The sequence below is a fragment of the Pedobacter sp. SAFR-022 genome (assembly GCF_051965375.1).
Classification (GTDB): Bacteria; Bacteroidota; Bacteroidia; order Sphingobacteriales; family Sphingobacteriaceae; genus Pedobacter.
Window position 1 is genome coordinate 1 of sequence record NZ_JBQCME010000006.1, and the last position, 12699, is coordinate 12699.

General features: G+C 41.9%; 12 protein-coding genes. 5 read left to right on the forward strand and 7 right to left on the reverse strand.

Features of this window, described 5'->3' with window-relative positions; all coding sequences use genetic code 11:
- Nucleotides 1–764 precede the first annotated feature (764 nt).
- A complete protein-coding gene (locus ACTHQF_RS13955; RefSeq protein WP_440431009.1) occupies nucleotides 765–1229 on the reverse strand; it encodes a GNAT family N-acetyltransferase in 465 nt (154 codons plus the stop codon).
- Between the two features lie 25 nt (nucleotides 1230–1254).
- Entirely contained in the window at nucleotides 1255–2247 is a 993-nt protein-coding gene (locus ACTHQF_RS13960) for a peptidoglycan DD-metalloendopeptidase family protein (protein ID WP_440431011.1), read from the reverse strand.
- Between the two features lie 103 nt (nucleotides 2248–2350).
- Here ACTHQF_RS13960 and ACTHQF_RS13965 point away from each other — a divergent pair, with 103 nt between their 5' ends.
- Both ACTHQF_RS13965 and ACTHQF_RS13970 read left to right on the forward strand, forming a co-directional pair.
- On the forward strand, nucleotides 2351–3079 hold the full coding sequence (locus ACTHQF_RS13965) for a DUF72 domain-containing protein (protein WP_440431012.1): 729 nt from the start codon (nucleotides 2351–2353) through the stop codon (nucleotides 3077–3079).
- A gap of 40 nt (nucleotides 3080–3119) precedes the next feature.
- A complete protein-coding gene (locus ACTHQF_RS13970) occupies nucleotides 3120–4031 on the forward strand; it encodes a YihY/virulence factor BrkB family protein (protein WP_440431014.1) in 912 nt (303 codons plus the stop codon).
- 72 nt (nucleotides 4032–4103) lie between these two features.
- Here the strand turns inward: ACTHQF_RS13970 and ACTHQF_RS13975 are convergent, their stop codons facing one another.
- On the reverse strand, nucleotides 4104–4697 hold the full coding sequence (locus tag ACTHQF_RS13975) for a porin family protein (protein WP_440431015.1): 594 nt from the start codon (nucleotides 4695–4697) through the stop codon (nucleotides 4104–4106).
- A gap of 296 nt (nucleotides 4698–4993) precedes the next feature.
- Between ACTHQF_RS13975 and ACTHQF_RS13980 the strand changes: the two genes are divergently transcribed.
- The gene (locus tag ACTHQF_RS13980) at nucleotides 4994–6073 is read left to right on the forward strand and encodes a tetratricopeptide repeat protein (RefSeq protein WP_440431017.1); all 1080 of its coding nucleotides are present in this window, start codon (nucleotides 4994–4996) and stop codon (nucleotides 6071–6073) included.
- Between the two features lie 5 nt (nucleotides 6074–6078).
- Here ACTHQF_RS13980 and ACTHQF_RS13985 read toward each other — a convergent pair whose 3' ends face one another.
- Genes ACTHQF_RS13985 through ACTHQF_RS13995 form a run of 3 tightly spaced genes read right to left on the reverse strand, consistent with a single transcriptional unit; the run spans nucleotide 6079 to nucleotide 9190 of the window.
- On the reverse strand, nucleotides 6079–6663 hold the full coding sequence (locus ACTHQF_RS13985; RefSeq protein WP_440431018.1) for a riboflavin synthase: 585 nt from the start codon (nucleotides 6661–6663) through the stop codon (nucleotides 6079–6081).
- Nucleotide 6664: 1 nt separating this feature from the next.
- Nucleotides 6665–8146, reverse strand: coding sequence for an acetyl-CoA carboxylase biotin carboxylase subunit (accC, locus tag ACTHQF_RS13990; protein ID WP_440431019.1), 1482 nt, complete (start codon nucleotides 8144–8146; stop codon nucleotides 6665–6667).
- 15 nt (nucleotides 8147–8161) lie between these two features.
- Nucleotides 8162–9190, reverse strand: coding sequence for a threonine aldolase family protein (locus ACTHQF_RS13995; RefSeq protein WP_440431021.1), 1029 nt, complete (start codon nucleotides 9188–9190; stop codon nucleotides 8162–8164).
- A 437-nt stretch (nucleotides 9191–9627) separates the two neighbouring features.
- Between ACTHQF_RS13995 and ACTHQF_RS14000 the strand changes: the two genes are divergently transcribed.
- Entirely contained in the window at nucleotides 9628–10494 is an 867-nt protein-coding gene (locus ACTHQF_RS14000) for an N-acetylglucosamine kinase (RefSeq protein WP_440431022.1), read from the forward strand.
- Between the two features lie 140 nt (nucleotides 10495–10634).
- Here ACTHQF_RS14000 and ACTHQF_RS14005 read toward each other — a convergent pair whose 3' ends face one another.
- A complete protein-coding gene (locus ACTHQF_RS14005) occupies nucleotides 10635–11324 on the reverse strand; it encodes an NUDIX hydrolase (RefSeq protein ID WP_440431024.1) in 690 nt (229 codons plus the stop codon).
- Between the two features lie 388 nt (nucleotides 11325–11712).
- Between ACTHQF_RS14005 and pfkA the strand changes: the two genes are divergently transcribed.
- Entirely contained in the window at nucleotides 11713–12699 is a 987-nt protein-coding gene (gene pfkA, locus ACTHQF_RS14010) for a 6-phosphofructokinase (RefSeq protein ID WP_440431026.1), read from the forward strand.

The following is a 12699-nucleotide window of genomic DNA, read 5'->3' on the forward strand; positions in this document are numbered from 1 at the left end:
CCTGTGGTGCAAAATCCTCATCTGCGGATTTCTTACATGCGGTGAAAGTGGTTGCGAATAAAGCTAATGCTAATGCTGCTGCTTTGAATTTGTTGTTTGTGATTGGGCTGGTAGACCTCATTTTGTGTGATTTTATAGGGTGATGTTTTTGTTGTTGTTTGACAATGCAATATTACGCAACATTTTGGGATTTATACCATATTTGAAAATATTTATACGGTATATACACTTTTTGGCTACGTATTTGAATACAGTAGGCCCCTAAAAAATACACTAAGCACCCAACAGCCCCCCGCAAAGCAGCACACAACAACCAAACATCATCCATAAAAACCAATACTTATGGTTAAGCACCCTTAACTAAAAGCCTCCAAATTCATCACACAACTAACTAAAAATTAATAGATTAACCTACACACCCCATGATCAAAGGCCGCGGAGATCACAACCAACTCGCATGTGGTTTAACGCAGGACTACACTATCATCCAGCGGAAAAAATTTAAAAATATTTTTACTAGCCTAAGAAAAGGACCTAAAAACAGCCAAAAACAAGGAATTTCAACCCTATTTTAGCACTGTCCAAAACTAAATCCTGCGTGAAAAACGCGTAAAATGAGGAAAATTGGGAAAATACTGCTCCGGTATGGGGATTTTTCGCATAATACAAATTGAGAATTCTATTCCACCCAATGCCTGAAAGTACTGGCCACAAAAAATGCCGGCATAAAGCCGGCATCAAATCCATGTGGTTAATTTCCGCTGCTAATGAAGTGGATATTCCATTTTTACATTAGCACGTTCATAGACACCTGGTTCAAGTGGTACGTCTACAAAACCTTGCTTCCTGTAAATGGAGATGGCCGTCTCGAGAATACTTGTTGTATAAAGCAACAAACGTTTGGCATTAATTTGCTTTGCTCTGTCAATAGCAGCTGCGCATAACTTCTTTCCTGCGCCAATTCCCTGGTATGCTTGATCAACAGACATCTTTGTCATCTCATAAACCCCGGGCTCAATAACCTTCAGGGCCACAGTACCAATTATCTTGCCATCATAACGCGCCAGCAAGATGATGCCCCCGGGTTTGAGGATAGCTTCTTCAGGTTGTTCCAGCACATAGCGGTCGATCGGCTCGAGGGTAAAATACATTTCAAGCCAGGCCTTATTCAGACGCTCAAAGCTTGTTTGGTATTCAGGTTGGTATTCAATGATTTCTACGTTATTCATATACATAATTTTCAAGATCAGCCCGTTACTTTACGGGGCTAATTTTATCCTTTTGAATCGGCGAGTAATCTTTCCTAACCGATCCATTTACTTTTATTGATTCGAAATAAGCTTTAATCCCTGTACCAGAAAACAAATCGTTTGTATTCTGAATATGGAAGTGTAGGTGTGGCTCAGAAGAATGTCCAGAATTACCGCACAATCCCAGCAGGGTACCTGCGCTAACTTGCATGCCCTTTTTCACTTTAATAGAATGTTGTTTGAAATGCGCAAAGAAGAGGTATTCATCCTTCGAGGTTCTAAGCACCACCGTATTTCCGGTGATATCAAGTTTGTTCATCTCTCCAGGTTTATTATCTATAACCCCGTCGATAACATCAATCACCTCCGCATCACAAGGCGCAAAAATTGGCTGTCCAAATGCATAATAATCCGCATTGGTTTTCCCGGTTGATTTGAAGGATTTTCCTTTTGCATCAGTAATTACAAAATCGAAGGCGTTCTTCTGTGCAGTATCTTCTACATGGTAGTTCAGTTCTTTCGTGTCCCCACCCCAAACAACGGTCCATTCTCCCTTAAATGGAAGATTTAGCGAGGTTGTTGTACGCTCAGGTTTAATCAGACTATCGTCTTCATATGGCTTAACAAAAAAACCGTTTATCCGGTGATTAGCATCCAGCGCGATATTCACGGCAAAAGTGCCTTTACCGAAAGATGTTTTATAGGAGGCATATGGTCCATCATATCTTTTAAAATCCATACGCCGGATGACTCCAGCCTGCGCTTTCAATGCGCCAAGAAATTCATGTGCTTTTTCCCTAGGTAATGCTGCCTGCATGTCCGGCGAAAATAGATTGTAGATACTATCTATATGATTTCGGTTGAAGAAGTCTTTAAACCTGGAGGCGCTATACTTGTTCTCAATCCGTTCCACCTGCGCAAAAATCGACGATGAAAGTAACATCAACGGAAGAACGAACAAACATGCAGCCCTGAATCTTATTTTACTACTTTTCATATTCGCTATATATTGAAAAGCAATATTCGCCATTTTCCTCCTAAAACAGGTTAGGAAACTGCAAACATCAGCCCAGTGCTTCTTGTTTTTCTGTAAAATGCCCATGGTTATTACGCATATTGGCTGTTCGGGATTCCACTATAAACATTGGAGAGGCTCGTTCTACCCCGATAAACTCGCACAGAAATACTGGTTCAGCTACTATTGTGAACATTTCAACACCTTGGAACTTAACGTCACATTCTATCGCTTTCCCAGAGTCGAGAACTTGCAGCAATGGTACAACACAAGCCCACCAGGCTTCCAATTTGCGGTAAAAGCACCGAGAGCGATCACGCAGTTCAAAAAGTTCATTGGCACCCAAGGGATGCTCCAGGATTTTTATACCGCAGTAAAAGCGGGGCTTCAGGACAAATGCGCATGTTGCCTTTTCCAAATGCCTCCAAATTTTCAGTATTCAGGAGAAAAGCTTCAAAGAGTTGTAAACAGCCTTGATCCTTGCATGAATAATGTGATGGAGTTCAGGCATCCGAGTTGGTGGAACGAAGAGGTATTTGAAGCGTTTGAAGCACACAACATAAGCTTCTGCGGCATGAGCCATCCAAACTTTCCGGCCGAGCTAATTAACACCTCAGCCCTACTATATTATCGTTTTCATGGAGATGAACAAGTTTACGCCAGCAGCTATACCGATGAAGCTTTAACGCGTTTCTCTAAGATTCTACTAAGCACCAAAAATATAAAGCGAGCCTTCGTTTATTTCAATAATGACATCAATACCCACGCGGTTTACAATGCAAAGGAATTAAAAAGGATCTTAGGCTCGTTTTAAATTAATTAATTACATTCGAAAACAATTCTGGCCAAAATAGATGACGTTTACTTTCGTAAGAACATTTTTATTGCAATTCAAAGCAGCCTTCGCTTTGCTACAGAAGAATGATCCGCTGCGACTTGCGGGAGCGACGGCCTTCTTCGCCAACTTTGCACTGCCCCCGATTTTGATTATCCTTATCCGGCTTTTCGGCTTCTTTATGGATCGAAAAACCTTTGCTCAACGGTTGTTTGAACGGCTGGAAAACATTCTGGATAAAAGTAGCATCGACCAAATCCGGAATACGCTTGAAAACATCAGAGCGGTGGACCAGAACTGGATCGCAACGATGATTAGTTTTGTATTCTTCCTGTTTGTCGCCACCACCCTTTTTAGCGTGATTAAAGGCTCCATGGATCAGATATGGTCGATTGGAATAAAACCGCATTCCAGTTTTATGTTTAAGTTGAAGCTGCGTGCCCGGTCTATGGTTATCATCATCCTGGCAGGCTTCCTTTTTACGGTGGGTCTGCTTACAGATGGTATCCAGGCCTTCATCGGATCGTACCTGAATGACTCTTCGCCAAACTTTAGCCGCGTTCTTAATGCGGCATTGAACCAGCTGGTATTCATTGCAATTGTGTCGACCTGGTTCACGGTAATGTTTCGATTTTTAACGAATGGCCGCCCTACCTGGAAAGATTCCATGATTGGAGGACTACTCACCGGGGTGCTATTTACGCTCGGCAAGTATATCCTGAGAATAATGCTGCCGCTTAGCAATATTGGAAGCATTTATGGGACCTCCGGTTCCGTTATTTTAATTATGCTCTTTATTTTCTACTCATCAATGATCTTTTACTTTGGGGCATGCTTCGTAAGAGTACTGAGTATTGCCCACGAATCACCAATCAGACCAATAAAAGGCGCATTTATCTATGAACTTAAAGAAATTGAAAAATCTAATTAATTAGACCTGCAAAAGTTTAGACACAAAAAAAGAGGCTGTTAAATGCCTCTTTTTTTGTGTCGTACATTAAACTTAAAATAATCTATATGAAAGCCCAAGCGTAAACAAGCTCATTTTACTGTCTTGGTACCCTTCTTTTGCGACATCGCTCAAGCCTAGTTCGTAGCGAAGATCGGCACCTAATTTACCGACATCCAGACCAAGGCCGAATTGCCATGCGAAGTTTTGATCTTTGAAATTTCCATTAAAGATCTTACTTGTCGCTTGATTTGCAGACTGCGACTGATCCAACACAAATGAAACCATTGGTCCGGTTTGTAGGCGTACACCAACACCTGCCGCGCCGATCTTGGTTCCAATCAGAACGGGAACATCAATACTGGTAAAGCGAACCTCATTAACTTCTGTACCATCGGCACTCTTGAGATCGGCATTTTTACCAGCAACATATATCTCCGGTTGCGCATGAATACCACCAGCGCCAAATCTTGAATAAAGCCCTATGAAATATCCGGCTGTATTTTCACTGCTGAAAGTATTGTTTGTGCTAAAATTCGACAGGTTAGCACCACCGCGCAAACCCACCTGTACACTGGGCAATACCTGGCTAAAGGCTGCAGAACTAATTCCGATTAATACTGCTACTGATAATAATATTTTCTTCATATATGAACGTTTTGTTTGCGTGTAAAACTAAGATAATTTTCAGATTAAATGGACTTCTACCCTTTTGTGCATGCTTAGAAAAAATCATACCAAAAAGGGTGTGAGCTATAAATTGTGCCGCTTTCCCTGCCGCCATGTTCAACGGGACACACGTCCGTTAATATTCAGACCAGAAACGCTTTGTATTTCAAAGTATAACTAATATATTAGTTATATAATTAACATATGGCTCTATGAAATACATATGCACGCTTGTTCTGTTATTTTTTTGTTCCTCTTTCTCAATTGCACAAGCATTGAAAACTACCGAGCAGGAACAATTACTGGAATATTATCAGTCTCAACGGTATGACGAGGCTGCCAAATTGCTCAAACATGTATTTGGCGCGGATCCCGAGGACCTAAAAGCAACTGCAATGCTCGCCTATGCCAGTAATATGGCTGGTGACCTCAAGGTTGCCGAGGCGCAGTATATAAAGCTAAGCCAGGCGGATGCCAAAAACATAGCTGTACTATTTAGCCTCGCAAGCATTTACGCCAAGAGAGGAAATGAAGAAAAAGCCAGAGGATTTTACAGGCAGGTGCTGGCTGTAGACAGCAACAATTTCAGGGCACTTAAGCTGCTGGCGAACAGTTTAGATGACCCTATTGAAAAGATGCAATATCTTACCAAAGCCAATCAAATTAAGCCGACAGATGGCGATGTTGCCTATGAGCTGGCCACCGAATTGAGCAAACAAAAGCAACTAACCGTAGCATATCAGGTTCTGAAGCATGCATGGGAGGCAGACACGAGCAATTATCTGCTGCTAAAGGCCAGGCTTCCACTCTGTGTATCGTTAAAGAAATTGGACGAGGCGCAGGAAGCTGGAGAAATGTTGCTGCTAAATGGCGACAGTTCATCCTTCGTGATCAATAGCATGGGTAAACTCGCCATGGAAAAAAAGGACTTCAAAAAGGCAATTAGCCTATTTAAAGTACTGGAAAGAAGAGTTGAGGCTACTGAATCCAGTTTATACTACACCGCCATATGCTACGAAAAGTTAAATGACCTGAAGAATGCCCGTGCATATACGAATGCAACAATTGTAGCTTCTATTTCACCGAACACGGGAAGCTATTACGCTATGCTGGCGTATTTACAAGAGCGTTCCGGATTTTACAGATCCGCGCAGAGCGCCTATTTAAGAAGCCTTCAATATAGTCCAAGCAGCAATGTTTACTATAGCCTGGGCTTGCTTAATGACTTCAAAATCAAAAACAAAGCTGCAGCACTGCGCTACTACAAGAAATACATGGAAGGCAATCTGGATGAAAAGCAATCCACTGAAAACATTAGCTATGTTAAAGACAGAATTAAAGTACTAAGTAAATAATGCTGCTACTTATTTAATAGGCGGGCGACATATTTTCCGATAATATCAAATTCCAGGTTCACCGTAGAACCTACTTCAACCGAATTCAGGTTGGTATGTTCATGCGTATAAGGGATTATAAAAACAGAAAACTCATCAGCTGATGAGTTAACGACAGTTAAGCTAATGCCGTTTACACAGATGGAACCTTTTTCAACCGTCACATTGCCGCCCGCAGCATCATATTTGAAACGGTATTCCCAGCTACCCTCTAGTTCTTCTTTTTTCACACACACCGCTGTCTGATCAACATGGCCTTGCACGATATGGCCATCCAAACGGCCATTCATTTGCATGCAACGTTCCAGGTTAACTCTTGAACCAACTTCAAGCTCCCCAAGATTAGTTTTATCTAATGTCTCTTGAATAGCGGTCACGGTATGGGTATCAGCATCAAGAGCAACTACCGTAAGACACACACCATTGTGAGACACACTTTGATCTATTTTCAGTTCCTGGCCAATCTCGGAGGTTACGGTGAAGTGTACATTGTCCTGTTCCTTTCGCACGGCCTCGACGGTTCCAAGTGTTTCGATTATTCCTGTAAACATGTTATTTATATAATCTGTTTTTTCTCCAATGATTAGCAGATAAGCTTTCAACTGCAATTGAGGATGCTGTTTGTTTGTTTAATGCTTGTACTGCAATAACTGCAGCAATCAAGGCTTCATACTCGTCCATGGCTATTTCCGATTTGGGCTGGTAGTACTTGCTTACAAAATGTGTATCGAAATTTCCCGAACGAAATGCTTCGTGTAACATTACGAACTTACCGAAGCCAAGTGTAGTCTGTATCCCGGTAATCTCATATTCTGAGATTGCTCGAACCATCCGCTCGATCGCTTCTGTTCTTGTGGCGCCAAAGGTGATTAGCTTGGCAATCATCGGATCATAGTAGATGGGTATTTCCATACCTTGTTCAAATCCATCATCAACACGAACACCATTACCTTTCGGCGTCTTGTACGTTGCCAATGTACCAATATCGGGCAAAAAGTTATTCGCCGGGTCTTCAGCATACACCCGAAGTTCTATTGCATGTCCATTTATCTTCAGATCCTCCTGAGTGAAACTTAGTGCTTCGGCCCTGGCGATCTTAATCTGTTCTTTAACAAGATCGAGCCCGGTGATCATCTCCGTAACCGGGTGTTCAACCTGCAGCCTTGTATTCATCTCCAGGAAAAAGAAGTCGAGATTTTCATCAAGGATAAATTCCACTGTACCAGCGCCAACATAATTGACCGCCCGGGCAACATCCACGGCACACTTGCCCATCTTTGCACGGATTTCAGGCGTAAGCACCGATGAGGGGGCTTCTTCAATGACCTTCTGATGCCTCCGTTGGACGGAGCACTCACGTTCAAATAGATGAACAATGTTGCCATGCATATCTCCAAGCACCTGTATTTCAATGTGCCTTGGAGAGGAAACGTAACGCTCTATGAAAACGGCACCATCGCCGAAAGCCGAAGTAGCTTCACTGACTGCAAGCTGCATCTGCTCCAGAAAATCCTCCACCTTATCGACTATACGCATTCCTTTACCGCCACCTCCAGCGGCCGCCTTGATCAGAATTGGAAATCCGACTTCCACTGCCCGATTTTTGGCTTCTTCCACATCGGTAATTGCTTCCTCCGTACCGGGAACCATCGGGATGTTGTACTTCAACGCTGCAGCTTTTGCAGACAACTTGTTACCCATGACTTCCATAGCCTCTGGTGTAGGCCCGATGAACGTTATTCCGGCAGCAACCACCTGCCTTGCAAACTCTGCGTTTTCAGAAAGAAATCCATATCCCGGGTGGATTGCATCCGCACCGCTGACTTTGCAGGCTTCAATAATTTTATGCCTGAGCAGATACGATTGATTAGAAGCTGCAGGGCCGATACAGATGGCTTCGTCCGCATATTGGACATGCAAAGCGGTCCGATCGGCTTCCGAATAAACAGCAACCGTGGCGATGCCCATTTCTTTCGCTGAACGCATGATCCTCAGGGCGATCTCACCCCTATTGGCAATCAGAATTTTCTTCATGAACAGGTTTCTTGTTTATGGATACAAATGTAACAGGATTTCAATTGCGCGGTCAACCATCTCAGACGAAATATCAAGATGCAGTACAAAGCGGATGGTATCTCTATTCGTCGTATTGCACAAGATTCCTTTCTCCGTCAGTTTACGCACCACGTCGATTGCGGCATACTTGGGCTTAACCTGAAAAATAATGATGTTTGTTTCAACGGGCATGACAGCATTTACCCAGCTCAGTTCAGACAAGGTTTTCGCGATCGCTTTGGCCCTGGAATGGTCGGTTTTTAACCTATGCACATGATGGTCAAGGGCGTAAATCCCTGCAGCGGCTAAAAAGCCTGCCTGCCGCATTCCGCCGCCAAAGACCTTCCGGATTTTCTTTGCTTTATTAATCGTCTCCTTTGAGCCAAGTAGCACCGACCCGACTGGCGCGCCAAGGCCTTTCGACAAACAGATCGATATCCCATCAAAATACTGCCCATAGTCTTCTGCCTTGTCGCCAGTTGCAATCAACGCATTAAATAAGCGTGCACCATCCAGGTGCAGTTTTAGCCCCTTGATCTTACAAAGGTTGTGTATGGGTGCAATCTGATCCAATGTATAACATGCTCCGCCACCTTTGTTCACCGTGTTTTCAAGCACAACCAATGTAGAATTTGGATAGTGTATATTCTCCTCGTTGATTTCAGGTTCTATCAGGTCAGTAGTCAGTATACCGCGCTCGCCATGCAGGAGCCGTACGGAAGCAAGTGAGTTGTAGGCAATTCCGCCTCCCTCATAGCGGTACACGTGAGCGGTCTGGTCGCAAATGACCTCGTCCATTGGATTTGTGAAACATTTGATCGCGATCTGATTGGTCATGGTGCCTGAGGGACAGAATAGTCCAGCTTCCATATTAAACATCCGGCTGAGTTTAGCTTCTAGCGCATTCACTGTTTCATCTTCCTCAAAAACATCATCCCCCACCTTCGCCTGCATCATGGCTTCCCGCATTTCGGCTGTCGGCTTGGTAACGGTATCACTTCGGAAATCTATTTTGTTGATCATATCGTCTACTTGTTAAATAATTGATGTGGTTTATCACAAATATTGAAAATGTAACACTGCATTACATTAAGCATTTAAAATTTTACACTTCAATTTTTGAAGATCCATACACGCATGTGCCGGATTTCTGCATACAATGTATTACACCTGATTTATTTACAGCGCTATAGTACCTAAAAGCAGGCGCAATAGATGAGATAAAACGTAACAAAATGTGTCTCAATCGCCCCGTAAAATTTGGAAATGAGAATAACAAACGTAATTTTAGGGCCGAACCATCAATTATTTAATACTTTTTGGTCCTCCCTTAACCAAATCATAACCTACTTTTAACCTAATGTCTAACTTTTAGAAACACTGAAAAAAATAAATTATGAAAAAAACTAATCTCAACGAATTAAGAATTTCTACATTTATCCCGAAAAATTTAAATTAACATGATAGTTATTGCAGATGGAGGTTCCACCAAAACCAATTGGTGTTTAATTAACGAAGCCGGAAGAAAAATTCTATTTAATACAGAAGGGTACAATCCATATTTCTCCAATACAGAATATATAGTAGGTTCACTAAAAGTAGGTTTACCTGACCATTTAGAAACCGAAAAACTTACTGAAGTTTACTATTATGGTGCCGGCTGTTCAACAGACGCGAACAAAAAAATAGTTGCTGACGCCATGCAACAAATCTTCCCAAATGCGGAGATCAATATCGGCCACGATCTGTTGGCTTCTTGCAGAGCACTATTGGGTGACGAAGCAGGATTTGCAGCAATCTTGGGTACAGGAACAAACACCTGCCTTTATGATGGTAAAGACATCTCTTTAAACATCGATTCGCTTGGCTACTTCTTAGGTGATGAAGGTAGCGGATGTTTTATCGGCAAAAGAATACTTGCTGACTACATGAAAGGCTACATGCCAAAAGGATTGAGAGAAGCTTTCTACGATAATTTCGCATTAACTAACGAGGATATATTCGACAACATCTACAACAAACCACTTCCTAACCGTTTTTGTGCAAGCTTTAGCAAATTCTTGTACGATTTTAAAGACAGCTACGAAGAGTATACATTTAATACCGTTAACTACGCATTCAGTGCATTTTTTGAAAATCTGGTAATTCACTATCCAAACTACAAAGACTATAAGTTAAACGTAATTGGATCTGTTGGTTACAGCTTTAGAGATATCTTAAGCGTTGTTGCAGACAAATATGAAATGGGTATCGGAAAAATCATTCGCTCCCCTATAGATGATTTGGTTGACTACCATTTAAGAACGTCAAAAATGACTAAACTGTAATTCGCAATTTGATATAACAAAAACGCCGGACATGAATCATGTCCGGCGTTTTTGTTATAAGTCGTGTAGTAACGGAGTTTAAAGTTCCTTAGCTACCAGGCTGTTGCCTCAAGTGCCTATATGCCGCCCTTACCAGCTCGCTAAAACGATATTTCTTTGCCGAAAAGCTTCGCATACTTTCGCTTGTCAAAGCGATATAAGGTAGCAGCTCTGAAAGAAACGCCCTTTTGCTTTTCCTCCAGATCTCTCAGCACACCAAAGCTCAACATTTTCTTCCTGAAGTTCCGTTTATCAAGCTTTTTTCCGAGGATTAACTCATAAACGTTTTGCAATTGCGTGAGGGTGAACTTTTCGGGCAGCAATTCGAATGCAATCGGCTGATGTTTAATCCGGCGTTTAATCTTTTCCAATCCTTTATCAAAGATCTGTTGGTGGTCGAACGCGAGTTTGGGAAGATCTTTAACATTCACCCAGTGGGCCTGTTTAGCATAAGTGCTGATTGGCTTAAGTGCCTTATCACCACCTAAGCGTAATAATGCGTAATAGGCAATACTAACCACCCTACCTTGCGGGTGACGGTCCGGATCACCGAAAGTATAATATTGTTCCATGTAGATATCACCCAGTCCCGTAAGTTCGTTCAAGATTCGGGATGCTGATTGATCAAGACTTTCGTTTGCTCTTACCAGGTTTCCAGGTAGTGCCCACCAATCTTTAAAGGGCTCTTCATTACGCTCAATTAACAGTATTTTCAGTTCACCACCATCAAATCCGAAAATCACGCAGTCAATCGAAAAGGTAGAATTAAATTGAGGTAGTTCTTCTTTCAAAATAAATAAGTTTGATCTTAACCTGAAATCCCGAAATTATATCCGGCAATTCAAATTAATTGAGTTTGTTAATATATAAAGTTAATTATTTCCGTTATAAACCAGGGTTAGTGTAAATAACACAGTAAATGTAAATATATTTTGCGCTTTGCCTAACAAAAAGTGTTTCCCGGAATTCCATTTATCCCCACTCTATTCCCGTTTTTATAATATTTTTTACATCTTGCTCCTGATAGATTTACGCAGGAGATAAATAGTAGTGTATTTCACAAATGCAAATACCAAATTCAGACGATTTATTCTTTAAGTGCAAGTTCAAGTTAATGTAAAAAAAACAAGATAAATTACTTAGTGTAGTAAATACACGTTATATTCGTTTAATTAAAATATGAACCAAAATATAAATAATATTGCCGTACTAACCTCTGGAGGAGACGCTCCCGGTATGAATGCCTGTATAAGGGCAGTTGTTCGTACCGGTATATTCAACGGAGCTAACATGTTTGGTGTTAAACAGGGATATCAAGGACTTATTGATGATAACATCATTCCAATGGATGCCCGTTCCGTAAGCAATATCATCCATTTAGGTGGCACAATTCTTAAAACAGCACGTTGCAAACCTTTCATGACAGAAGAAGGCATGCAAACGGCATACAATAACTTAAAAGCACGTAATATCGACGGATTAGTTGTAATTGGGGGGGATGGAACCTTCACCGGAGCCAAGATTTTCTCTGAAAAATTTGGTGTAAAGGTGATGGGTGTTCCTGGAACGATTGACAATGACCTATTTGGATCTGACTTCACACTTGGATACGACACCGCTATGAATACGGTGATCGAAGCCATTGATAAGATACGGGATACTGCAGACGCACACGACCGGCTCTTTTTTATTGAAGTTATGGGCCGTGATTCTGGATGCATTGCACTAAGAAGCGGCATTGCTTCGGGTGCAGAAGCTGTACTACTTCCTGAAAAACAAACCAGTATCGACGAGTTGGTAAATCAACTTGAAATTGGTGCTTTGACAAAGAAATCCTCCAGTATTGTAATCGTTGCCGAAGGTCATAAAGCTGGTGGCGCCTATGATATCGCCAAAAAAGTAAAGGAGCGCTTCAATCATTACGACACCAAAGTTACCATCCTTGGCCACTTACAACGTGGTGGTAGCCCGAGCAGTGCCGACCGGATTTTAGGCAGTCGATTAGGCTTTGCAGCGGTGAATGAACTCTTCAAAGGAACGACCGCAGCGATGGTTGGACTTCGCGGTAATGATGTAAAAGTGACTAGCCTTGACGAAGCACTTACCGAACATTCCTTTAAGCTCGAGGACGATCTGTTAGAAATGACTAAGGTATTATCGATCTGA

Excerpts from the sequence above, each read along its gene's own strand:
- ACTHQF_RS13995 (WP_440431021.1), bottom strand. The coding sequence starts at position 9,190 with ATGATCAACAAAATAGATTTCCGAAGTGATACCGTTACCAAGCCGACA.
- ACTHQF_RS13975 (WP_440431015.1), bottom strand. The coding sequence starts at position 4,697 with ATGAAGAAAATATTATTATCAGTAGCAGTATTAATCGGAATTAGTTCT.
- ACTHQF_RS14000 (WP_440431022.1), top strand. The coding sequence starts at position 9,628 with ATGATAGTTATTGCAGATGGAGGTTCCACCAAAACCAATTGGTGTTTA.
- ACTHQF_RS13955 (WP_440431009.1), bottom strand. The coding sequence starts at position 1,229 with ATGAATAACGTAGAAATCATTGAATACCAACCTGAATACCAAACAAGC.
- ACTHQF_RS13970 (WP_440431014.1), top strand. The coding sequence starts at position 3,120 with ATGACGTTTACTTTCGTAAGAACATTTTTATTGCAATTCAAAGCAGCC.
- accC (WP_440431019.1), bottom strand. The coding sequence starts at position 8,146 with ATGAAGAAAATTCTGATTGCCAATAGGGGTGAGATCGCCCTGAGGATC.
- ACTHQF_RS13985 (WP_440431018.1), bottom strand. The coding sequence starts at position 6,663 with ATGTTTACAGGAATAATCGAAACACTTGGAACCGTCGAGGCCGTGCGA.
- ACTHQF_RS13960 (WP_440431011.1), bottom strand. The coding sequence starts at position 2,247 with ATGAAAAGTAGTAAAATAAGATTCAGGGCTGCATGTTTGTTCGTTCTT.
- pfkA (WP_440431026.1), top strand. The coding sequence starts at position 11,713 with ATGAACCAAAATATAAATAATATTGCCGTACTAACCTCTGGAGGAGAC.
- ACTHQF_RS13965 (WP_440431012.1), top strand. The coding sequence starts at position 2,351 with ATGGTTATTACGCATATTGGCTGTTCGGGATTCCACTATAAACATTGG.